The following is a 21,405-nucleotide window of genomic DNA, read 5'->3' as shown; positions in this document are numbered from 1 at the left end:
CAATCAGTTGTTTGGGGGAGAGGGGGGCGGAGCGAACGCCGCGCCTTGGGTGGAATGGGCGAGGCCCTGTTCGGCCTCTGCCGCGTTCGCGCGTTTCGGCCGTGGGATCGGGCGCTCAGCCCCACTGAACGGCGAGGATCTCGTAGGCCTTGGAGCCACCCGGTGCGTTCACTTCGATCGAGTCTCCGACTTCCTTGCCGATCAGCGCGCGGGCGATCGGCGACGAGATCGATATCCGGCCAGCCTTGACGTCAGCTTCCTGGTCTCCGACGATCTGGTAGGTCTTTTCTTCCTCAGTGTCCTCGTCGACGAGCTTGACCCTCGCGCCGAACTTGATCTTCGAGCCGGACATCTTCGACAGATCGATGACCTCGGCCCGGGCGATCAGATCTTCGAGCTCGGAAACGCGGCCCTCGTTGTGGCTCTGGGCCTCCTTGGCGGCATGGTACTCGGCATTTTCCGACAGGTCCCCATGGGCACGCGCCTCGGCGATCGCTTCGATGATTCGCGGGCGTTCTTCCTGCTGGCGCCAGCGCAGTTCCTCCTGCAGATTGGCGAATCCACCCTGGGTCATCGGAACTTTGTCGACCATTTCATTGTCCTTTACCAAGCGCGCGGCGCCACCTCCCGGCGGCACCGACGCAAAAGAAAACGGTCCCCGGTGCAAAAGCACCGGAACCGTCCGAAACATCCGAACCGTTCTTATAACAGAAACGGAAGTGCGAAAGCCAGATTTTTCGCGACTGTCCACGGGCGGCCAAGGCCGCATTCGACCTCAAGCTTCTCGCAATAAGCGGTCGCTTGCAAAAAGCCTCTTTACCTCAACAGCACTTGAGGTTGTATCAGTGCTGGTTCCATGAACAAACGATCGGAACCAATCTATGAGTGTAGCCGAAGAGAACCCGAGGATCTCCAACGTGACAAGGCACAGGGAAGGCGAGGGACGCTGGAGCGAGTTGCTCCGGAGGGATCATCTCGCCGCGACCGTGACATTGTGCCTCGGCGTCGCACTCTTTGCTTTCAACGAATTCTTTATTTCGACGGCCTTGCCGACGGCGGTCGAGGAGTTCGGTGGCGCAGCCTTGCTGTCCTGGGCCTTCACCCTCTACCTCGTCTTCGCCATCATCGGCGGCGCCCTGGCGGCCAATCAGAAAGCCCGATTCGGTGCGCGCAATACGCTCATCGCTGCAGCGCTTGTCTTCGCCACAGGGACCGTCACAGCGACCTTGGCGATCGGAATGCCGCAAGTGCTCACCGGCAGGCTGCTTCAGGGACTGGGCGAGGGCATCATTGCCGGGGTTTGCTACGCACTGATACCGGAGCTTTTTCCGCCGCGGCTCGTTCCCAAGGTCTTCGGGGCGGAAGCGATCGTCTGGGCTTCGGCTGCCTTTGCCGGACCGCTGATCTCCGGGCTACTCACGGAATACTGGTCGTGGCGCGCCGCCTTCTTCGTCAACATACCGGCCGTGGCGGTCTTCATCGCCCTCGTCATCGCGATCGTCGGTCAGCCCAAGCAACGCACGGTAGCGGCGGGCGCCGTTCCATTGCCGCGACTTGTCGCTTTCGGCCTCGGGATCTTGCTGATCTCGCTCTCCAACACCGCCGGCAAGGGTTATGTGATGGCGGTTTTGCTCATGATGGCACTCGCAGTTTTCATAATGGCGATCCGGTCCGACCGCAGATCGCCGCATTCCATTCTGCCGTCCGGTGCGTTCTCGCTCCGCACCGCACTTGGCACCGGCCTCTGGGTCGTTCTGTTGATGCCGCTGGCCCAGGCATCCGGTTCCGTCTATCTCGTCTATTCCATGCAGCAGCTGTGGGACTTCGGACCAACAGCCGCCGGTTTTTCCAGCGCCTTGATGGCCATGTCCTGGAGTGCAACAGCAATTGTGGTCGCCAGTCTGCCCTCGCATGCATTTCGCATCCGGCTGATGTGGACGGGACCGCTGATCCTCTGCCTTGGTCTCGTCGGGCTGACACTCGCCGTCGGCAGCGGCGAGCACCGGCTCGTGTTCATCGGGCAGGTGGCGATCGGTGCAGGCTTCGGGATCAGTTGGGGAACGCTCAGCCAGTTCCTGATGGACGTGTCGACCAGAGAGGAACGCGACAAGACCTCGGCGCTACTGCCGACGCTGCAATCGGCCGGCTACGCGATCGGAGCTGCCGCTTTCGGCGCAACCGCCAATGCATTCGGCTTCGATGAAGGCGCCAGCGACAATGTGTTGTCTTTGTCGTTGCTTGCCGTGTTTGCACTCGCTTGCGTGATTGCCGTCGCATCGGTCTTCTTTGCCGTCAGCACGCTAAGCTTGTCGCGGCAGGCACCTTCAGCCGCCACGCTCAAGTGAGAGCTCCAGTCACGGCGGAGAGGACGGCATTCTCAGGGAGGCGTCGCCTGGACGACGCCTGCCAATGAAGGCAAACTGCTCGTGGCCGCGGCCTTCGGATGGCGCGACGGTCGCGAGCAGTTTGCCCTCGCCCGAGCGTACCTCCACCTTCAGCGATCCATAGTCCGCATCACGGCCGATCTTGTCGGCAATGCGCCGAGCGTAATAAAGCGCCGAACCCTCGTCGAAATGGACGATGCCATCCTCATCGATGAAGCGTTCATCGCCCCAGCGGAGATCGAAAAAATAGAGTTGCACGTCGTGGCCCCGCTTCGCGCGTTGCCGTTATGATTGCGGCTTCGCTGACGGGTGGCATGGAACCACGGCGCATCCGAATGCAGCCTGAAGAAAACGTTCAGGTTGCATTCAGATATCTAACGAGAATTGACGCGCAATGGCGCACCGGAAAACAGATGCGCTATCAGGCAGTCGTCAAGTCTCGAAATAGCTCTGCAGCGGACGCACCTCGAGGCTCCCGGCCTTCAGCGCCTTGATGGCGTGTGCCGCTGCCTCGGCTCCGGCCATGGTCGTATAATAGGGAACCTTCTGCATCAGGGTCGCACGGCGGAGCGACTTCGAGTCGGAGATCGCCTTGTTGCCATCCGTTGTGTTGATGACGAGCTGGATCTGGCGGTTGCGAATGGCGTCTTCGACGTGCGGCCGGCCCTCGAGCACCTTGTTCACCTTGGTGGCGGTAACGCCATGCTCGGCCAGGAACCGGGCCGTGCCGCCGGTTGCCATGACCTTGAATCCGATGTCCACGAGAACGCGGATGGCCGGCAGCACGCGTGCCTTGTCCTCGTCGCGCACCGAGACGAAGACGGTTCCGTCGCGCGGCAGGTCGACGCCGGCGCCGAGCTGGGACTTGGCGAAAGCCAGCGCATAGTCGGTATCGAGGCCAATCACTTCGCCGGTCGAGCGCATTTCGGGACCGAGCAGCGTGTCGACGCCGGGGAACCGGGCGAAGGGAAACACGGCTTCCTTGACGGCAATGTGCTTCAGATTGCGCGGATCCGGCTTCTTCCCATAGGCGGCAATCGCGTCATCCAGGGTTTCCCCGGCCATCACCCGTGCGGCGATTTTCGCAATCGGCGCCCCGATCGTCTTGGCGACGAACGGGACCGTGCGGGAGGCGCGCGGATTAACTTCGAGCACGTAGATCGTGCCGTCCTTGATGGCGAACTGCACGTTCATCAATCCGCCGACGTTCAGTGCCTTGGCAAGCGCTGCCGTCTGACGCTCGAGTTCGTCCACCAGGTCGTTGTCGAGCGAGTGCACCGGCAGCGAGCAGGCCGAGTCGCCAGAGTGAATGCCCGCCTCCTCGATATGCTCCATGATACCGGAAACGAAGACATCCTTGCCGTCGCACAAGCAATCGACATCCACTTCGATCGCATTCGTCAGATAGCTGTCGAAGAGCAGCGGGTTCTTGCCGAGCAGCGTGTTGATCTGGCCGGTCTTGTCGTTCGGATAGCGCTGCTTGATGTCTTCCGGCACGAGTCCGGGAACGGTGTCGAGCAGGTAGCTCTGCAGCATGCTTTCCGAATGGATGATCTGCATGGCGCGGCCGCCGAGAACGTAAGACGGCCGCACGACCAGCGGAAAGCCGATTTCGCCAGCGACGAGACGGGCCTGCTCGACGGAGTAGGCGATGCCGTTGCGCGGCTGGTTGAGGTCGAGCTTCATCAAGAGCTTCTGGAAGCGGTCGCGGTCTTCGGCAAGATCGATCGCGTCAGGTGCCGTGCCGAGGATCGGGATGCCGTTCTTCTCCAGCGCTTCCGCAAGCTTCAGCGGCGTCTGGCCGCCGAACTGCACGATTACGCCGTGCAAGGTGCCGTTTTCCTGTTCGGCCCGCATGATCTCGATCACGTCTTCGGCCGTCAGCGGCTCGAAATAGAGCCGGTCGGAGGTGTCGTAGTCGGTCGAAACGGTTTCCGGGTTGCAGTTGATCATGATCGCTTCATAACCGGCGTCCTTCAAGGCGAAGGCCGCGTGGCAGCAGCAGTAATCAAATTCGATGCCCTGGCCGATCCGGTTCGGGCCGCCGCCGAGAATGACGACCTTCTTGCGATCGGAGACCTGTGCCTCGGAGCGGGCAGCGCCGACGAACGGCGTTTCATAGGTCGAATACATGTAGGCGGTCGGCGAAGCGAACTCCGCCGCGCAGGTATCGATGCGCTTGTAGACCGGGCGGACGTTCAGCGCATTGCGCAGCTCCGCCACTTCCTTCGGGCGCTTGCCGGTCAGCGTCGCAAGCCGGGCGTCCGAGAAGCCCATCGCCTTCAGCATTCTGAGGTTTTCGGCATCCTGCGGCAGGCCGTGTTCGCGGATGCGGGCCTCCATGTCGACGATCGCCTTGAACTGGGCGATGAACCAGGGATCGATCTTGCAGGACTCGTGCACTTCCGCCTCGGTCATGCCGAGGCGCAGCGCCTGGGCGACCATGCGCAGGCGGTCGGGGGTCGGGATGCCGATCGCGGCGCGAATGGCGTTGCGGCCGTCACCGTTCTCGTCGAAATCCGGAACTTCGATCTCATCGAGGCCGGTCAGCCCGGTTTCAAGCCCGCGAAGCGCCTTCTGCAGCGATTCCGCAAAAGTGCGGCCGATCGCCATCACTTCGCCGACCGATTTCATCGCGGTGGTCAGCGTCGGCTCGGCGCCGGGGAACTTCTCGAAGGCGAAGCGCGGGATCTTGGTGACGACATAGTCGATCGACGGTTCGAAGGAGGCAGGCGTGGCTCCCCCGGTGATGTCGTTCTCCAGCTCGTCGAGCGTATAGCCGATGGCAAGCTTGGCGGCGATCTTGGCGATCGGAAAGCCTGTCGCCTTGGAGGCGAGCGCCGACGAGCGCGAGACGCGCGGGTTCATCTCGATGACGACCAGGCGGCCGTTTTCCGGATTGACCGCGAACTGCACGTTCGATCCGCCGGTCTCAACGCCGATTTCGCGCAGAACCGCGATCGAGGCGTTGCGCATGATCTGATATTCCTTGTCGGTCAGCGTCAGCGCCGGCGCGACGGTGATGGAATCGCCCGTGTGGACGCCCATCGGGTCGATGTTTTCGATCGAGCAGATGATGATGCAGTTGTCCGCCTTGTCGCGGACGACTTCCATTTCATACTCCTTCCAGCCGAGCACCGACTCCTCGATCAGGACTTCGGTCGTCGGCGAGGCATCGAGACCGCCACCGATGATCTCGAAGAATTCCGAGCGGTTGTAGGCGATGCCGCCGCCCGTGCCGCCGAGCGTGAAGGAGGGCCGGATGATTGCCGGAAGGCCGACATCGTCGAGCGCCTGGGCGGCGATCGCCATCGCATGGTTCACGTAGCGCTGCTTGCGGTCGCCTTCGCCGAGATTCCACCTGTTCTCGAGATCGTCGAGGGCGGTGTCCAGTTCGGCACCGGAGAACTTGGCCTTGAGCGCGGCGCGCTCCGCCTCGTGCGCCTTGCGGTCCTGCTCCTTGATGTCGGTGGCGTTCGCCAGCCGCGACTTCGGCGTCTCGAGCCCGATCTTGGCCATCGCCTCGCGGAAAAGGGCGCGGTCTTCGGCCTTGTCGATCGCCTCTGGCTTGGCGCCGATCATCTCGACATTGTAACGATCGAGGACGCCCATCCGCCGCAGGGAAAGCGCCGTATTCAATGCCGTCTGGCCGCCCATGGTCGGCAGGAGAGCGTCGGGGCGCTCCTTGGCGATGATCTTGGCGACGACCTCGGGGGTGATCGGCTCGACATAGGTCGCATCCGCAAGCCCCGGATCGGTCATGATCGTCGCCGGGTTGGAGTTGACGAGGATGACGCGGTAACCTTCCTCTTTGAGAGCCTTGCAAGCCTGGGTGCCGGAGTAGTCGAATTCACATGCCTGGCCGATCACGATCGGCCCCGCGCCGATGATGAGGATCGATTTGATATCTTGGCGCTTCGGCATGGTTCTCATCCGTTTTCTGGCTGCGCGAAAAACCGGCCGAGCTGGGAGATCGCCGGCCGGGTGCGCAATGAATGGTGTTTTCAGGCTAGAAGCGGCTTATAGGCAAATGTCTGTGCCAGCGGAACCCCGAAAATTCCGGAATCGACAATAAAGCGAAGATATTTGTGCGCCGATCAAGGCGGACGTCAGCAATCGATTTTCGCTGACGTGCGCGGCCTTCTAGGAAGACGGGATCACCAGCACTTTAACCTCTCCCGGGAGGGCTGGATTGGCAATGATATCCGGGGCCGCGTCGAGGGTCACGCGCCTTGAAATGAGCCGGTCGATTTCGATCGCGCCCGAGGCGACGAGGTCGGCGGCGCGGCGGTGCACAAAGGGATTGATGAAGGAACCTTGAACGCGCAGTTCACGGAAGAGAATATCGAAAGGTTCGATCTCGACCTTTTCGCCCTGCGGCAACACGCCGAGGATGACGACCGTTCCGCCTGCCTTGGCGAGACGTGTCGACTGCTTCACCGTTTCTGCCACGCCGGCGCATTCGATCACGACGTCCACGCCACCGGGAACGAGCCCGTGTGGCCCTGAAATCGCCTCGATGGCGTCGCCGGCCGTCGGATCGACCGTTGCGGTCGCCCCGACCTCTTCCGCCAAACGGCGCTTCGAAGCCTGGCGTGTCGAAAGAATGACCGTCGTGGCGCCGGCCAGCCGCGCGAGTTGAACGGTGAGGAGACCAATCACGCCGCCCCCGAGGACGACAACCGAGGATCCGGCGACGATGCCCGCGCTGTAAATACCGTGCAGGCAGCAGGCGAGGGGTTCGCAGAAGGCACCGTGCACCGGATCGAGACTAAGCGGAATTTCAAAGGCCTGCTTCTGAGGGACCAGCACGTACTCCGCGAAGCCGCCGTCACGATGGATGCCGATGGCGCGTAGATTGCGGCAGAGATTCACGCGGCCCGCCTGGCACTGTGGGCAGCGCCCGCAGGAGATATTGGGGTCTCCGGTGATCCTCGCCCCCCGCTTGAAACCGTGAACGGCGCTCCCAGCCTTCACGACAATGCCGCAGAATTCGTGACCGAGGGTGACCGGAGGCGTGGAGGGAAACTCCCCATGAAGGAGATGCCGGTCGGTCCCGCAAATGCCGCAAGCCTCGACTTTGACAAGCAGATCGTCGGGACCAGGCTCGGGCACGTCGACGTGCCGAACAGAGATGTCGCCGACCGCTTCCAGACGCACTGCCTTCATGCACTGCTCCTCCGATCGTCCTCGCGCCATAGGAACGCGAAAGCGAAGAGACGTCAATCCTTTACCTGGCAGGACGAATCGGCGGCACACGGCATCGCGGAAAATGACCGGTGCGATGAAACCGCGTGGCGGCGATTGCGTTTTACATGGGTTGTCGTGCCGGCATATAACTACTCAACGCGTCAGACAGAAGCGACGTCTCCGGAGGAAAGATCATGGAATGGAAGGGCCGCCGCCAGTCCAGTAACGTCGAGGATCAGCGGGGCGCTAGCCCCGGCGGCCTTGGAGGCGGCCCCTTTGGACGCGGCGGCGGGTTCCGCATACCGACCGGCGGGGGCATGCGTCGCGCCGGCGGCGGCTTGAGCTTCGGCACGATCATCTTCCTCGTCATTCTTTATTTCGTCCTGAAAGCCATGGGCATCGACATGCTCCAGATACTCGAGGGTGGTCCGGTGAACATGCCGGGCTTCGAACAGAGCGATGGCTCGCAGGCGCCGCGTGGCTCGGCCGAAGAAGAGGAAATGAAGGCTTTCATGGCGACGGTACTCGCGGAAACGGAGGACACCTGGAACGGCATCTTCCAGGCGGGTGGCGAACAATACGAGGAACCGAAGCTCGTGCTTTTCAGCAATGCCGTCCAGTCGGCCTGCGGGTTCGCCTCCGCTGCCTCGGGGCCGTTCTATTGCCCGGGTGACCGCAAGGTCTATCTCGACATGAACTTCTTTGAGGAACTCGCCCAGAAGTTCGATGCAGCCGGCGACTTCGCCCAAGCCTATGTTCTGGCGCACGAGGTTGGCCATCACGTGCAGAACCTGGTCGGGGTCCTTCCGAAGTTCAACCAGATGCGCCAGCGCATGAGCGAGGCCGAGGCAAACCAGATGTCGATCCGCGTCGAGCTGCAGGCAGACTGCTTTGCCGGCATCTGGGGCAAATACACCGAACAGAAGGGCTTGCTGGAGCGCGGCGACCTCGAAGAGGCACTCAATGCCGCGACCCAGATCGGTGACGACACGCTGCAGAAACGCACGCAGGGCTATGTCGTGCCAGAGAGCTTCAACCACGGCACCTCGGAGCAACGGATGAAGTGGTTCAGGCGTGGTTACGACAGTGGCAGGATGTCGGATTGCGACACCTTCTCCGGTTCGGTTTGATTGCTCTCCGGACCGGGTAAATCCGGTCCGGAGCTCCGTCATTGTTGCCGCTCACTATCCATATGAACAAGCTGCGCCTCGGGATAGCGCGCGCCGGCGGCAGCGCCCTTCGGAACGGCACGCTCGATTGCCGCGAGATCATCGGCGTTCAATTGAACCGCCTGAGACCCGAGCGCCTCGGTAAGACGCTCACGCCGCCGGGCGCCGACGAGCGGCACGATATCGCACCCCTGAGCGGCAACCCAGGCAATGGCGATCTGCGCCACCGTCGCGCCCTTGTCAGCCGCGATGCGTCGTAACGCTTCAACCAAGGCGAGGTTCTGTTCGAGATTGCCTTCCTGGAAGCGCGGGCTCATGGCCCGGAAGTCGCCGCTCCCGGCCGCACCCTTTTGCCAATGACCGCTGATCAGGCCGCGCGAAAGCACGCCATAGGCGGTGACGCCGATCCCGAGTTCGCGGCAGGCAGGCAGGATTTCGTCCTCGATCCCTCGTGAGATGAGCGAATACTCGATCTGCAGGTCACTGATCGGGTGGACGGCGGCGGCGCGGCGGATCGTCTCCGCTCCCACTTCGGACAGGCCGATATGGCGAACGTAACCCGCCTTCACCATATCCGCGATCGCACCGATCGTCTCTTCGATCGGCACATCCGGGTCGAGCCGGGACGGACGGTAGATGTCGATATAATCGACGCCGAGGCGCTGAAGGCTATAGGCGAGGAAATTCCGCACCGCCTTCGGCCGTCCATCGTAGCCGGACCAGCCGCCCGCCGCATCGCGCAGCGCGCCGAACTTGACGCTCAGTTGCAGCTGATCGCGACGCCGGCCTTCGAGCGCCTCGCGGATCAGCATCTCGTTGTGCCCCATGCCGTAAAAGTCGCCCGTGTCGAGCAGCGTGATGCCGGCGTCGAGGGCGGCATGAATTGTAGCAATGCTTTCTTCGCGATCGGCAGGACCGTACATTCCCGACATGCCCATGCAGCCGAGGCCAAACGCCGAAACTTGGGGGCCGGACTTGCCTAGCGATACCATCTGCATCTGACTTCTCCTTGGTGAGGCCGCTGTGGCCGTATCGTTCGCTGCAATATTTACCCCGGATCAATCTGTGCGATAATCAGGCATTCAACACACAGGTTGTACGGATTTTTGCACAATGAACGATCTTCCCCTGGCCGATCTCGACGCCTTCGCCGCCGTGGCGCGCGAACGCAGCTTTCGTTCCGCCGCGAAGAAGCGCGGCGTATCGGCGTCGGCTCTCAGCGAAGCCCTGCGGCGGCTCGAAGCCAGGCTGGGGGTGCGGCTGCTCAATCGCACCACGCGCAGTGTCACCGTGACGGATGCGGGCAGACGCCTCATCGAACGGCTGGCGCCGGCGCTCGGCGAGATTGCCGGAGCTCTCGACCAAGTGGCGAGCGAACGCGACAACCCGGCCGGAACCTTGCGGCTGAACGTGCCGACGATCGTTGCGCGTAAAATCCTGCCATCCATCGTCGGTCCATTTCTCGCGGCTCACCCGTCGATTGCCATGGAGGTAACCGCCGAAGACGGATTCATCGACGTGCTGGCTGCCGGATTCGATGCCGGTGTGCGTTACGAGGAGCGCGTCGAAAAGGACATGATCGCGATCCCGATTGGCCCGCATGTGCAGCGCTACGTCACGGCGGCCGCACCGGCCTACCTTGCCCGGCACGGAGTACCGCAGCATCCCCGCGATATCCTCGAGCACGCCACCATCCGCCATCGGTTCCAGAACGGCATTGCACTAGCGTGGGAATTCGGTGAGGGCGACGCCGCAATGACCGTGGCGCCGCCGGCAACCGTGCTCGCCAATGCGATCGACCTCGAGATCAGTGCGGCTGTGGACGGGCTCGGAATCATCCGGACGTTCGAAGAATTCCTAATGCCCGAAATCCATGCCGGACGCTTAGTGCCAATCCTCGAAGATTGGGTGACCAGCTTCCCCGGACCGTACCTCTATTACGCCAGCCGACGGCACATGCCGGCGCCGCTGCGCGCCTTCGTCGATTTCCTGAAGGCACGGCAGCGGCAACTGTCGCGATGAGATACACGCGCCGCACGAAGAGCCCTTCACGAATGTGATCATTCCGATAAGAACCTTTGAAATGTTCTCGGATTGTTTCGTTCCGGGCGATGCGATACACCTTATTTGGTGACGTCGTTCATGTTCTGTCTCCGTTTTGGCGGACAGCGGGGAGGAAGCTTCATGCTCGACAAGAAATTCGCGCGACGTGGCCTGTTCCTTGTCTTTCTGATTCTGCTTCTCGACATCATGGGCATCGCCATCATCGTGCCGGTGCTGCCCAGCTATCTCCAGGAACTGACCGGAACGAGTGTCGGCGAGGCCGCCATCGAGGGCGGTTGGTTGCTGCTCGTCTATTCGGCGATGCAGTTTCTCTTTGCCCCGCTGATCGGCAATTTGAGCGACCGGTTTGGACGCCGGCCGATTCTGCTGGCCTCCGTGCTGACTTTCGCGATTGACAACCTGATCTGCGCTCTGGCAACCAGCTACTGGATGCTGTTTGTCGGCCGCATTCTTGCCGGCATCAGTGGCGCGAGCTTTGGAACGGCGTCCGCCTTCATCGCCGACGTCAGCGACGACAGCAACCGCGCCAGGAACTTCGGGCTGATCGGCATCGCCTTCGGCACGGGCTTCGCGCTCGGTCCGGTCATCGGCGGCTTGCTCGGCGAACTTGGCCCGCGTGTTCCCTTTTATGGGGCGGCTGGCCTGTCCTTTGTCAACTTCGCCATCGGCGTGTTCCTTCTCCCCGAGACGCTTGATCCGGCAAATCGGCGCCGCTTCGAGTGGCGCCGGGCAAACCCGCTCGGCGCGCTGAAGCAGATGCGCAACTATCCCGGCATTGGCTGGGTGGGTCTCGTCTTCTTTCTCTACTGGCTCGCCCATGCCGTCTATCCGGCGGTCTGGTCCTTCGTTTCCTCCTACCGCTACGGCTGGAGCGAGGGGCAGATCGGGCTGTCGCTCGGCATCTTCGGCGTCGGCGGCGCCGTTGTGATGGCGGTCGTCTTGCCGCGCGTCGTGTCTAGATTTGGCGAGCGAAGAACGGCAACGCTTGGTCTTATCTTTACCGCGCTTGGCATGGCAGGCTACGCCGCAGCCTGGGAGGGCTGGATGGTTTATGTCGTGATCGTCGCGACAGCGCTCGAAAGTCTCGCCGATCCGCCCTTGCGCAGCATCGCGTCGGCCCAGGTGCCGCCCTCGGCGCAGGGCGAACTACAAGGAGCTCTCACCAGCATTTCGAGCATAACGACGATTCTAGGACCGCTTCTTTTCACGCAGATCTTTGCCGTCTTCACGGGCCCGGCAACGGCCTATTCGTTCTCCGGCGCCCCTTATGCGGTGGCGGCGTGCCTGATCGTCGCAAGCCTGGCCGTCTTCCTGTTGCGGGTGCGCACCGTCCGAGGCAATGCGTTCCAGAATATCGTGCAGACTCCAATCGACGCTCCGCGTGAACAGGTCACGCCGCGATCGCAAGCGCCTGCGGATTGATCAATTTTCTTGATAGACCGATGAAAAATTAAGCAGCTCCGCCCTTGTCGCTGGCGCCCGTGCCGGTGGTGCTGTAATTCGGCTTACTCCTAGAATTTTATTTGTGCCTATGCGCCGCAGAGCGAGGATTTTTCCATGCTGATCGCGACAAAAGAGTTTGTCCCTGCGCAAACCGATAATTCGTGGGGCACCCACTTTCGCGCCAGCATCTATCTCGGCGTTCCCTTCATCGGTGCACAGCTAGCACAGCTTGCCATCAACACCACCGACGTGCTGATGGTCGGCAGGCTCGGAGCGGTCCAGCTTGCCGCGATTATCCTTGCCACGCAGTTCTTCTTCACCGTCTTCATCTTCGGCAGCGGCTTCGCAAATGCCGTGGTGCCGATGGTCGCGCAGGCACAGGGGCGCGGAGACCGGATCTCCGTTCGACGCTCCGTGCGCATGGGCATGTGGGTGGTCGTGCTTTACGGCCTCGTTACCGCGCCGATCCTCTGGATGGCCGAGCCGATCCTGCTTCTCGCCGGCCAGAAGCCGGAGGTTTCGGCGCTTGCTGCGGAATATCTCCACATCGCGCAATGGGCGATCTTTCCGAGCCTTATCTTCATGGTGCTGAGGGCGTTCCTGAGCGGACTGGAGCGGGCTGGGATCATTCTCTATGTGACGCTCGCGACCTTGGTTCTCAACGCCGTGCTCTGCTACCTGCTGATCTATGGCCATTTCGGCTTTCCGGCGCTTGGCATTTTCGGCGCTGCGGTCGCGGCTCTCGGCGTGGCACTGCTTGGCGCAGCGCTGACGATCGGCTACATACGCAGCCAGCCTGAACTCGATCGGTACGAGCTGTTCGTGCGCTTCTGGCGTCCGGACTGGCCGGCTTTCCGAGAGGTCATCTATCTCGGTGTGCCGATTTCGGTGACGATTCTCGCGGAAGTGAGCCTCTTCACCGTCGCTTCGCTGCTCATGGGGACGATCGGCACGATCGAGCTCGCCGCGCACGGCATTGCGCTCCAGTTCGCGTCGATCGCCTTCATGATTCCGCTCGGACTCGCCCAAGCGGGCACCGTGCGAGTGGGTCTCGCCTATGGCAGCGGCGATCTCATCGGCGTCCGGCGCGCCGCCATTGCCGTTCTTGCCCTCGGCTCCGGGTTCGCGGCCATCGGCAGTACGATCTTCGCCCTGCTTCCGTACCAGCTTGCGACGCTCTATCTCGACACGAGCCGGCCCGATGCTGCCGAAGTACTAGCCTTCGCCGGCCCGCTGATCGTCATTGCGGGTGCGTTCCAGCTGGTCGACGGGCTTCAGGCGCTCGCCGCCGGCATGCTGCGCGGACTAAAGGATACGACCGTCCCGATGATCCTGGCGATGATTTCCTATTGGCCAATCGGCTTCGTCTGCGCCTGGGCCTTTGCCTTTCCGCTGAAGTTCGGCGGCGTCGGCGTCTGGTTCGGCTTCGTGCTAGGGCTGGCGGCGGCGGCCGTGCTGCTCAACTGGCGCTTCTTCCGCCTCATTCATTCGATGCGCGCTCCGACTGCTATTTGAGTGCACGGCGATCGCAAGAATATGCGAACAGGGTTCGCAGAAAAAGGAAAGCCGGACGCGCAGGGGATGCCGTCCGGCTTGTAATGAGCGGCCCCACCAGGGGAAGAAATGAGACCGCTTGTTGCGAAACTTCCTGGCAGAAGTTTCTGGAGGCATTCATCTCACAGCCACAGCGACCTAAGCACGGTCGCCGTCATTTTCTCCTCAGCCCATCCCTTGCTGCCGACAGGACCGTCACACGGTCACGGGCCTCGTCACGAAGCGCATGGATCGTCGCGAAAATCATCGCGAAAAACATCGCCATCGAAAACAGAGCAAGTCCCATGTCCGTCTCCTTTCAGCTGCTAAACGGCACGCCCTATGAAAAGTTCCGTTCACTTGTTGTTTCACGCTACAACTTCCGGTGTGAAACCATCTTGAACGTTGCCCTTCATCTAGCATTCATTCTCCCGTCGCTGCTGTTTCCGGTGGAACAGGGCTAGGGGGATCGCCCCACCCTTGCGGACGAGCGCCGTCCGTGACAAAAGGCTTCACCAAACGGAAACAGGCGCGATGACCACGGCTTTCTATCCCGGCTCCTTCGATCCGATGACAAATGGTCATCTTGATGTGCTCGTTCAGGCGCTCAACGTAGCGTCGAAAGTGACCGTCGCGATCGGCATTCATCCCGGGAAGGCGCCGCTTTTTTCGTTCGACGAGCGGGCAGACCTGATCCGCCGGTCGCTGAGCGAATTCCTGCCGGAAAGGGCAGGGGACATTGCCGTCGTCTCCTTCGACAATCTGGTCGTGGATGCGGCCCGTCAGCATGGTGCAGGCCTCCTTGTGCGCGGCTTGCGGGACGGTACGGATCTCGATTACGAGATGCAGATGGCCGGCATGAATCGACAAATGGCCCCGGATATCCAGACCCTGTTTCTGCCCGCGGGGACCGCATCCCGGCCCATTACGGCCACATTGGTCCGGCAGATCGCAGCCATGGGCGGCGACGTCAGCGCCTTTGTTCCCAGGGCGGTCTTTCAGGCGCTGCAGGCGAAGCACAGGGCCTGAGCTTCCACCACGCAAGGAGAACGCATGAAAATCCTCCAATTCGCTTTTGCAGGCGCCCTGGCGCTCGCCACCTTCACGGGAGGCGCGCAAGCGCAGTCGAGCGACAACATCCTGACGATCGAGCTCAAGGACGGCCCCGTCGCCATCGAGCTGCGCCCGGACATCGCGCCGAAGCACGTTGAGCAGATCAAGGCCCTGGCAACCGCGGGCGAATACGACAATGTCGCCTTCCATCGGGTCATCAAGGGCTTCATGGCACAGACCGGCGACGTGCAGTACGGCGACATGAAAGACGGCTTTCAGCCGGAGCTTGCCGGCACGGGCGGCTCCTCGAAGCCGGATTTGCCGGCCGAGTTCTCGGATGTTCCCTTCGAGCGCGGCACCATCGGCATGGCACGCTCGCAGGACCCGAACAGCGCCAACTCACAGTTCTTCATCATGTTCGCTCCTGGCGACTTCCTCAACGGACAATACACGGTCGTCGGCAAAGTCGTCGAAGGCATGGAAAATGTCGACAAGATCAAGCTTGGCGACGAAGCCAACAACGGCGCCGTCACCGACCCTGACCGCATGATCAGCGTCAAGGTCGGCAAGTAAGCTCAGCAGAAGGAGAAAAACCATGGCCGAGATCAAGGATCCGGAAAACACGATCATCATGGAAACCACCAAGGGCAGGGTGGTGATCGAGCTTCGGCCGGACGTGGCTCCCGGCCATGTCGCCCGCATCAAGGAGCTGTCACGCGAGGGCGCCTATGACGGCGTCGTCTTCCATCGCGTGATCGAGGACTTCATGGCCCAGACCGGCGACGTGCAGTACGGCAAGTCCGGCGGCGAGCACTTCGACCCGGCGCGCGCCGGCATGGGCGGTTCCTCCAAGCCGGACCTCAAGGCCGAGTTCTCCGAGGTCGCCCATGTGCGCGGCACCTGCTCGATGGCACGCAGCCAGATGCCGAATTCGGCAAACTCCCAGTTCTTCATCTGCTTTACCGACGCTCCCTGGCTCAACAAGCAGTATTCCGTCTGGGGCCAAGTCATCGAAGGCATGGAAAACATCGACCAGATCAAGCGCGGCGAGCCGGTGCGCGATCCCGACTCGATCGTGTCCATGCGGGTTGCCGCCGACGCCTGATTTGCGCCAATGCATGTCGCCCAAAAGTGTGCAGCGGTTTTGGGATGACGACATGCATAATAATAAAGACCTAAAGCGCGCCGCATGAATACCAATGCGACGCGCTTTAATGCACAGACCCGCCCCGGTCGCTTGGATCACAATGGTTATGGGTCGAATCGACCCATAATCATGACCCGTGATCGATTGCAAGAAGTTGGAGCGGGACGCGGGCGGAAAACCGCGCACACTTTTCCTCATCCCGCTCTAGAGCCATCGGGGCGGGTTTGCTTTTGTTCGACACCCAGATGCGCGTAGACCTGTTCGATTTCGACCTGCCGGAGACTTCCATTGCGCTGAGGCCCGCAAGCCCCCGCGACAGCGCCCGCATGCTCGTTGTGCGGCCGCAAAGGGAACAGCTTCTCGGCGACCACGGCGTGCTCGATCTCCCTTCCTTCCTGAAGCCCGGCGATGCGCTTGTCTTCAACGATACGAAGGTCATCCCGGCGCAGCTCCAGGGCATTCGCCGACGCGGCGAGGACGTCGCCACACCAGTCTCGTTGACGCTGCACATGCGCGTCGCGCCCGACCGCTGGAAGGCATTCGCACGGCCGGCGCGGCGGCTGAAGCCCGGTGACAGGATCAGTTTCGGCCACGGCGAAAATGCCTGCCTGCTCGGTGCGCTCGATGCGACCGTTGAAGAAAAGGGAGAGGCGGGCGAGGTCACGCTTCGCTTCGATCTTTCAGGCCCGGTGCTCGACGAGGCGATCATGTCGGTGGGGCACATTCCCCTGCCACCTTACATCGCCGCCAAGCGCCCGGAGGATGCCCGCGATCGAACAGACTACCAAACGGTCTATGCGCGCGAGGAAGGCGCCGTCGCTGCCCCGACAGCGGGTCTGCACTTCACCGATCGCCTCTTCGCCAAGCTCGACGAAGCAGGCATCGAACGCCACTTCGTTACGCTTCATGTGGGGGCGGGAACTTTCCTGCCCGTCAAGGCCGACGATACCACGGATCATGTGATGCATGCGGAGATCGGTCATGTGGATGCGGCGACCGCCGAAAAGCTTAACGCGGTTCGGGCGCGCGGCCGGCGCATCGTCTGCGTCGGCACGACGTCGCTTCGGCTGATCGAAAGCGCAGCGACAGAGGAAGGCGAGATACGTCCTTGGTCGGGGCCGACCAGCATCTTCATCACCCCCGGCTACCGCTTCCGTGCCGTCGACATGCTGATGACCAATTTTCACCTGCCGAAATCGACATTGTTTATGCTGGTGTCCGCCTTCGCTGGGCTGGAAACAATGCGTGCCGCCTATGCTCATGCGATCGAGGCCGGCTACCGCTTCTATTCCTATGGCGATGCAAGCCTGCTCTTCCGGAAAGACCAATGACCGAGACCTTTCAATTCAACCTACTCGCGACGGACGGTAAAGCGCGCCGCGGCGAGGTCTTGACGCCGCGCGGAACGATCCGCACGCCGGCCTTCATGCCGGTCGGAACCGTTGGCACAGTCAAGGCCATGTATCTCGATCAGGTGCGGGATCTTGGCGCCGACATCATCCTCGGCAATACCTATCATTTGATGCTGCGTCCCGGCGCCGAACGTGTTGCGCGGCTCGGCGGACTGCACGATTTTATCCGCTGGGAGCGGCCGATCCTGACCGACAGCGGCGGCTTCCAGGTCATGTCGCTCTCGAGCCTGCGCAAACTCAACGAACAGGGCGTGACCTTCAAGAGCCATGTCGACGGCGCGCTTTATCATATGTCGCCGGAACGCTCGATCGAGATTCAGGGACTGCTCGACAGCGACATACAGATGCAGCTCGACGAGTGCGTCGCGCTGCCGGCAGAGCCGGGCGAGATCGAGCGCGCAATGGAAATGTCGCTCCGCTGGGCGGAACGCTGCAAGGTCGCTTTCGGCGACCAGCCGGGCAAAGCGATGTTCGGTATCGTCCAGGGCGGCGACATCCCGAAATTGCGCGAACGTTCCGCCTTGGGACTCAAGGAGCTCGATCTCAAGGGCTATGCCGTCGGCGGTCTCGCAGTCGGCGAGCCGCAGGAGGTCATGCTCGACATGCTCGACGTCACGTGCCCCGTCTTGCCGGCCGAGAAACCGCGCTACCTGATGGGCGTCGGAACGCCGGACGATATCCTGAAGTCGGTCGCGCACGGGATCGACATGTTCGACTGCGTCATGCCCACGCGCTCCGGTCGCCATGGGCTGGCCTTCACGCGCCATGGGCGAATCAATCTGCGCAATGCGCGCCATGCCGAAGACACGCGTCCGCTCGACGAGCGGTCATCGTGCCCGGCGACGCGGGACTACTCGCGCGCCTACCTGCACCACCTGATTCGTTCCAACGAATCGCTCGGCGGCATGCTCCTGAGCTGGAACAATCTCGCTTATTACCAGGAACTGATGGCAGGCATTCGCAACGCGATCGAGGAGGGGCGTTATGCCGATTTCATGGCCGAGACGCAGGAAGACTGGCAGCGCGGCGACCTTCCGCCCGTCTAATTCGGCGTCGTGAGCTTGTTCAGAGCGCAGGACCAGGTGCCGTCGGCACCATCAAGACGCCATTGACCTTGTAGCTGCCGTCCGGCTGCGGGACGAGTTCGTAAATTGCCGTCCAGTCCTTGCCGTCTGATCCGACGATCAGCACCTCCTGGATGACTTCGTTGCCGACCAACTTCGATCGCCCGAAGGCAAAATTGCCGGGGCGGTACAGGTGCTGGTAGCGTCTCTTGACCATCTCGAAAAAGGCCAGCTCGTCCGGAAATTTTTCCCGGATTCCGGGGGAGGCGAAGGAATAGGCAGTTTCCGCGTCGTCCTCCAGAAAGGCCGTGATCTGGGCACGAATGACCGATTGCGCCTCATCGACAGGGTCCGCAAGTGCAGGTTTTACGCCCAGCGCGAGCACCAGACAGAGAGCGACGGAGACCCATCTTGTCATGGGTGCCTCTATTAGCTTCTTGTCATTGAAGAATATGCCCGGCAGTCGCATTGATAAGCACCACCTTCGGCTTACGGCGAGGCCGTGCGGGTGAACTCTACGATAGCGCTTTAATCTTTTCAGGGACTTATGCGGGCCAATTAAACATCTTGCGAAGCAGTCACAATCTCGTGAGCGAGGCCGCGTCGCCCTTCGCCTCGGGACGCACCGCAAGGAGCGCACGCACGCTTCTCGAAAGACTAACCGCGCTTCGAGATCGCCGGTTCTATCTTATGGTGGCGCGCGCCGTGGCATGTCGCGTATTTCTTGCCGGATCCACAGGGGCATGGATCATTGCTCCGGCGCTGCAGACGGCCGATCAAAGGCAGCAATAGCTTGGACGGCAACAGGGAAGTAACAAGGATTGCCAGCTTGGCCGAGATACCCGGTATGACGAGGCGACGGCCGGATCTGAAACCGCGCCAGGCGCATTCGGCGACATATTGAGAATCGACCTTGGGCAAGACCTTGAAGAGCGCCGCCCTGTTGGCACCCGATCGCTCGAGGAACTCGGTCGATACCGGTCCGGGGGCGACGCAGGTCACGGTCACGCCGGTGCGATGAAGTTCCTGGTGAAGGGCCTCCGAAAACGACCGCACGAAACCCTTGCTGGCGTAGTACAGGGCCATGTACGGGCCGGCCGTGAAGCTCGCGACGGAACCGAGATTGATGACGCCGCCGCGGCCGCGCGCCACCATGCCCGGCAGGAAGCGAAGGGTAAGGTCGGTGAGGGCGCGTATGTTAAGGTCGACGATCCCCAACTGCTCACCAACGGGCAACACCGTTGCACTGCCGCGAAGACCATAGCCGGCGCTGTTGACGAGGACATCGCAGAACAGGCCGTTGGCAGACAGGTATGATTCGAGCTGGCGTGCCGCATCGCCCGCCGAGAGATCCAAGGCGAGGGTGAATACCTCGCCGCCGGCCTTCGGCATATGCGCAGCGGCGGCCGAGAGACCGTCTGGCGAACGCGCCACCAGCACCACCGTGGCGCCGTCCCGGGCGGCAATGTCGGCAATCGCCTTGCCGATGCCGCGTGAGCCACCAACGACGACGACGGCTGGCCGGAGTTCCGTTTCCGCCGTCATGCCGCACCTGAGACGGCGGCGCCCGCAACTCCGGTGGTTTCCGCCAGACTAGCCACCTCGGCGGCGATGTCACCGTTCAGAATACTTTCGAATCGCTCCAGCGCCCGCGCCACATTGGCGCCATCCATGACCCGATGATCGTAGTGGATGCGGACGGTCACCGTTCCCTGGTCGTCGATCGGACCATAGTTGAAGATCGTCGTCAGAGGTGTCAGCGGATTGAGGGATTCGGCGCCGAGGCCCGAATAAACCGACAACTGGAAAGTCCCGAAATGACGGCCGCGCTGACGACCGAGATTGAGTCCCAACCACATGAGCAGCCAACGGATCGGCCCCGGCAGGCGGGCAATCTTCAGGGCGCGCCGGAACTCCTTGACCTCCATGATGGGACGCGTCCGCGCGGCCTCAACCAGGGCCGCGAGCTCGGCAATCGGCCGGCGTTCGGGAGTCTTGATCAGGCTCAGAAGCACAACCCGCTCGCCGTCAAGCTCGCGCTCGTGGGCGATCGAGGCAAGGCTTCCCGGATATTCGTAAAGCTGTGGTCTCGGCAGCTTGACATAAGCCCGCCGCAACTCTGGGGTTTCGAGAGAAAGAAGCGCATATCCCTTGAGAAAGAGCACCGTCCAGGAGGGTCTGCTTTGCTGTGCCATGCGAGCCTTCAGCAGCGGACCGAGATTCATCTGCCGCTGCACGGTTACCCTCGGCACACGAATCGAAAACCGCATCAGATCGCCGACGAGGCGTCGCGACCCCGAAAGCTTGAGAGCTCGGCCTCGCATCAGGGCACCTCTAGTAAAGATATGGGATGATTCGCTTCGTTCTTTCCATGTAGGCGCGGTACTGCGGGCCGAATGTTTCCAGCATCATGCGCTCTTCCTCGTCCACCCTTAGGAAAAACAGGATCGCGAATCCGACGAGACCGGCGAATCCTGCCACCCAGTTCGACACCAGAAATGCCTGCCCGACTCCCATGAGCATGAACGAAGTGTACATCGGATGGCGGACGAGGCCATAAGGCCCGCCGCTGATCAGCTCGTGCCGATCGCGAATCTCCAGTGTGATGGACCAGTTGCGGCCAAGTTCCTTATGGGTCCTGCGAAACACCCACATGGCGGCAGCGAAGACGACGGCCCCGATCGCCACAGACCAGGCCTTGGCCGGATAATCGGCAGACTCGGGAATCCCCGTTACCACATAGAACCCCGGTACGACTCCGAGCCCGAGCAGGGCCGCAGCAAGCCCGATCATCTCCGAGCGCGAGCGACGGTTGCTGACGACCTCTACGCGCTTTGCGCGGCGTTCATAGGGACGGCGAATGAAGTACCAGGCGATGATGCCAAGCACCCAAATAATCTGCCCGATGGAAGCTATCGACATGCTTACCCTAGCTTACAAGGCTTT

Annotated in this window: 20 protein-coding genes; 10 read left to right on the top strand and 10 right to left on the bottom strand. The window is 61.9% G+C overall.

Going from position 1 to position 21,405, the window contains the following annotated elements; translation table 11 throughout:
• Positions 1-115 precede the first annotated feature (115 nt).
• Positions 116-592 (bottom strand): transcription elongation factor GreA, encoded by a 477-nt coding sequence (gene greA / locus CO676_RS10260; protein ID WP_014764680.1) that lies wholly within the window; start codon positions 590-592, stop codon positions 116-118.
• A 289-nt stretch (positions 593-881) separates the two neighbouring features.
• Here greA and CO676_RS10255 point away from each other — a divergent pair, with 289 nt between their 5' ends.
• Positions 882-2,345 (top strand): MFS transporter, encoded by a 1,464-nt coding sequence (locus CO676_RS10255; protein WP_097520703.1) that lies wholly within the window; start codon positions 882-884, stop codon positions 2,343-2,345.
• A 9-nt stretch (positions 2,346-2,354) separates the two neighbouring features.
• Here CO676_RS10255 and CO676_RS10250 read toward each other — a convergent pair whose 3' ends face one another.
• From CO676_RS10250 to CO676_RS10240, 3 genes are all read right to left on the bottom strand, one after another.
• Complete coding sequence (locus CO676_RS10250) at positions 2,355-2,642, bottom strand: hypothetical protein (RefSeq protein WP_097520701.1); 288 nt, start codon at positions 2,640-2,642, stop codon at positions 2,355-2,357.
• Positions 2,643-2,816: 174 nt separating this feature from the next.
• The gene (gene carB, locus CO676_RS10245; protein ID WP_097520699.1) at positions 2,817-6,308 is read right to left on the bottom strand and encodes a carbamoyl-phosphate synthase large subunit; all 3,492 of its coding nucleotides are present in this window, start codon (positions 6,306-6,308) and stop codon (positions 2,817-2,819) included.
• A gap of 219 nt (positions 6,309-6,527) precedes the next feature.
• Positions 6,528-7,553, bottom strand: coding sequence for a zinc-dependent alcohol dehydrogenase family protein (locus CO676_RS10240; protein ID WP_097520697.1), 1,026 nt, complete (start codon positions 7,551-7,553; stop codon positions 6,528-6,530).
• Between the two features lie 215 nt (positions 7,554-7,768).
• Here CO676_RS10240 and CO676_RS10235 point away from each other — a divergent pair, with 215 nt between their 5' ends.
• Positions 7,769-8,704: a neutral zinc metallopeptidase gene (locus CO676_RS10235; RefSeq protein WP_097520694.1), complete on the top strand. Its 936-nt coding sequence runs from the start codon at positions 7,769-7,771 to the stop codon at positions 8,702-8,704.
• A 38-nt stretch (positions 8,705-8,742) separates the two neighbouring features.
• Here the strand turns inward: CO676_RS10235 and CO676_RS10230 are convergent, their stop codons facing one another.
• The gene (locus CO676_RS10230) at positions 8,743-9,741 is read right to left on the bottom strand and encodes an aldo/keto reductase (RefSeq protein ID WP_097520692.1); all 999 of its coding nucleotides are present in this window, start codon (positions 9,739-9,741) and stop codon (positions 8,743-8,745) included.
• Positions 9,742-9,856: 115 nt separating this feature from the next.
• Here CO676_RS10230 and CO676_RS10225 point away from each other — a divergent pair, with 115 nt between their 5' ends.
• From CO676_RS10225 to CO676_RS10215, 3 genes are all read left to right on the top strand, one after another.
• Positions 9,857-10,765: a LysR family transcriptional regulator gene (locus CO676_RS10225; protein WP_097520690.1), complete on the top strand. Its 909-nt coding sequence runs from the start codon at positions 9,857-9,859 to the stop codon at positions 10,763-10,765.
• A 162-nt stretch (positions 10,766-10,927) separates the two neighbouring features.
• Positions 10,928-12,229: a TCR/Tet family MFS transporter gene (locus CO676_RS10220; RefSeq protein WP_097520688.1), complete on the top strand. Its 1,302-nt coding sequence runs from the start codon at positions 10,928-10,930 to the stop codon at positions 12,227-12,229.
• 135 nt (positions 12,230-12,364) lie between these two features.
• A complete protein-coding gene (locus CO676_RS10215) occupies positions 12,365-13,765 on the top strand; it encodes an MATE family efflux transporter (protein WP_097520686.1) in 1,401 nt (466 codons plus the stop codon).
• 193 nt (positions 13,766-13,958) lie between these two features.
• Here CO676_RS10215 and CO676_RS36760 read toward each other — a convergent pair whose 3' ends face one another.
• On the bottom strand, positions 13,959-14,090 hold the full coding sequence (locus CO676_RS36760) for a hypothetical protein (protein WP_280952024.1): 132 nt from the start codon (positions 14,088-14,090) through the stop codon (positions 13,959-13,961).
• 227 nt (positions 14,091-14,317) lie between these two features.
• Here CO676_RS36760 and coaD point away from each other — a divergent pair, with 227 nt between their 5' ends.
• The 5 genes from coaD to tgt all read left to right on the top strand — a co-directional run bounded on the left by coaD (position 14,318) and on the right by tgt (position 18,441).
• Positions 14,318-14,812 (top strand): pantetheine-phosphate adenylyltransferase, encoded by a 495-nt coding sequence (gene coaD, locus CO676_RS10210; protein WP_041414434.1) that lies wholly within the window; start codon positions 14,318-14,320, stop codon positions 14,810-14,812.
• A gap of 24 nt (positions 14,813-14,836) precedes the next feature.
• Positions 14,837-15,409, top strand: coding sequence for a peptidylprolyl isomerase (locus CO676_RS10205; protein WP_097520685.1), 573 nt, complete (start codon positions 14,837-14,839; stop codon positions 15,407-15,409).
• A 22-nt stretch (positions 15,410-15,431) separates the two neighbouring features.
• Positions 15,432-15,941, top strand: a complete 510-nt coding sequence (locus tag CO676_RS10200) for a peptidylprolyl isomerase (RefSeq protein WP_014764693.1) — start codon at positions 15,432-15,434, stop codon at positions 15,939-15,941.
• 287 nt (positions 15,942-16,228) lie between these two features.
• Positions 16,229-17,314, top strand: a complete 1,086-nt coding sequence (queA, locus tag CO676_RS10195) for a tRNA preQ1(34) S-adenosylmethionine ribosyltransferase-isomerase QueA (RefSeq protein WP_097520837.1) — start codon at positions 16,229-16,231, stop codon at positions 17,312-17,314.
• Positions 17,311-18,441, top strand: coding sequence for a tRNA guanosine(34) transglycosylase Tgt (tgt, locus tag CO676_RS10190; RefSeq protein ID WP_097520683.1), 1,131 nt, complete (start codon positions 17,311-17,313; stop codon positions 18,439-18,441). Before queA ends, tgt begins: the two co-directional genes overlap by 4 nt.
• Positions 18,442-18,460: 19 nt before the next feature.
• On the opposite strand, the gene CO676_RS10185 is transcribed toward tgt, so the two are convergent.
• The 4 genes from CO676_RS10185 to CO676_RS10170 all read right to left on the bottom strand — a co-directional run bounded on the left by CO676_RS10185 (position 18,461) and on the right by CO676_RS10170 (position 21,381).
• Positions 18,461-18,877: a DUF4864 domain-containing protein gene (locus CO676_RS10185; protein ID WP_041415447.1), complete on the bottom strand. Its 417-nt coding sequence runs from the start codon at positions 18,875-18,877 to the stop codon at positions 18,461-18,463.
• A gap of 239 nt (positions 18,878-19,116) precedes the next feature.
• Complete coding sequence (locus CO676_RS10180) at positions 19,117-20,004, bottom strand: SDR family NAD(P)-dependent oxidoreductase (protein ID WP_014764697.1); 888 nt, start codon at positions 20,002-20,004, stop codon at positions 19,117-19,119.
• Positions 20,001-20,783, bottom strand: a complete 783-nt coding sequence (locus CO676_RS10175; protein ID WP_097520681.1) for a hypothetical protein — start codon at positions 20,781-20,783, stop codon at positions 20,001-20,003. The genes CO676_RS10180 and CO676_RS10175 overlap by 4 nt, the downstream gene beginning before the upstream one ends.
• A 10-nt stretch (positions 20,784-20,793) precedes the next feature.
• The gene (locus CO676_RS10170; protein ID WP_097520679.1) at positions 20,794-21,381 is read right to left on the bottom strand and encodes a protein-S-isoprenylcysteine O-methyltransferase; all 588 of its coding nucleotides are present in this window, start codon (positions 21,379-21,381) and stop codon (positions 20,794-20,796) included.
• Between the last annotated feature and the right edge of the window lie 24 nt (positions 21,382-21,405).

Origin of the sequence: Sinorhizobium sp. BJ1, assembly GCF_002531555.1 — a bacterium.
Classification (GTDB): Bacteria; Pseudomonadota; Alphaproteobacteria; order Rhizobiales; family Rhizobiaceae; genus Sinorhizobium; species Sinorhizobium fredii_B.
Note: the sequence above shows the minus strand (reverse complement) of the source record. Positions and strands in the feature narration are given on the sequence as shown.

Bases quoted from the DNA above. Each gene is read 5' to 3' on its own strand.
- greA (WP_014764680.1), bottom strand. From the start codon at position 592: ATGGTCGACAAAGTTCCGATGACCCAGGGTGGATTCGCCAATCTGCAG.
- CO676_RS10255 (WP_097520703.1), top strand. From the start codon at position 882: ATGAGTGTAGCCGAAGAGAACCCGAGGATCTCCAACGTGACAAGGCAC.
- carB (WP_097520699.1), bottom strand. From the start codon at position 6,308: ATGCCGAAGCGCCAAGATATCAAATCGATCCTCATCATCGGCGCGGGG.
- CO676_RS10240 (WP_097520697.1), bottom strand. From the start codon at position 7,553: ATGAAGGCAGTGCGTCTGGAAGCGGTCGGCGACATCTCTGTTCGGCAC.
- CO676_RS10235 (WP_097520694.1), top strand. From the start codon at position 7,769: ATGGAATGGAAGGGCCGCCGCCAGTCCAGTAACGTCGAGGATCAGCGG.
- CO676_RS10230 (WP_097520692.1), bottom strand. From the start codon at position 9,741: ATGCAGATGGTATCGCTAGGCAAGTCCGGCCCCCAAGTTTCGGCGTTT.
- CO676_RS10225 (WP_097520690.1), top strand. From the start codon at position 9,857: ATGAACGATCTTCCCCTGGCCGATCTCGACGCCTTCGCCGCCGTGGCG.
- CO676_RS10220 (WP_097520688.1), top strand. From the start codon at position 10,928: ATGCTCGACAAGAAATTCGCGCGACGTGGCCTGTTCCTTGTCTTTCTG.
- CO676_RS10215 (WP_097520686.1), top strand. From the start codon at position 12,365: ATGCTGATCGCGACAAAAGAGTTTGTCCCTGCGCAAACCGATAATTCG.
- CO676_RS36760 (WP_280952024.1), bottom strand. From the start codon at position 14,090: ATGGGACTTGCTCTGTTTTCGATGGCGATGTTTTTCGCGATGATTTTC.
- coaD (WP_041414434.1), top strand. From the start codon at position 14,318: ATGACCACGGCTTTCTATCCCGGCTCCTTCGATCCGATGACAAATGGT.
- CO676_RS10205 (WP_097520685.1), top strand. From the start codon at position 14,837: ATGAAAATCCTCCAATTCGCTTTTGCAGGCGCCCTGGCGCTCGCCACC.
- CO676_RS10200 (WP_014764693.1), top strand. From the start codon at position 15,432: ATGGCCGAGATCAAGGATCCGGAAAACACGATCATCATGGAAACCACC.
- queA (WP_097520837.1), top strand. From the start codon at position 16,229: ATGCGCGTAGACCTGTTCGATTTCGACCTGCCGGAGACTTCCATTGCG.
- tgt (WP_097520683.1), top strand. From the start codon at position 17,311: ATGACCGAGACCTTTCAATTCAACCTACTCGCGACGGACGGTAAAGCG.
- CO676_RS10185 (WP_041415447.1), bottom strand. From the start codon at position 18,877: ATGACAAGATGGGTCTCCGTCGCTCTCTGTCTGGTGCTCGCGCTGGGC.
- CO676_RS10180 (WP_014764697.1), bottom strand. From the start codon at position 20,004: ATGACGGCGGAAACGGAACTCCGGCCAGCCGTCGTCGTCGTTGGTGGC.
- CO676_RS10175 (WP_097520681.1), bottom strand. From the start codon at position 20,783: ATGCGAGGCCGAGCTCTCAAGCTTTCGGGGTCGCGACGCCTCGTCGGC.
- CO676_RS10170 (WP_097520679.1), bottom strand. From the start codon at position 21,381: ATGTCGATAGCTTCCATCGGGCAGATTATTTGGGTGCTTGGCATCATC.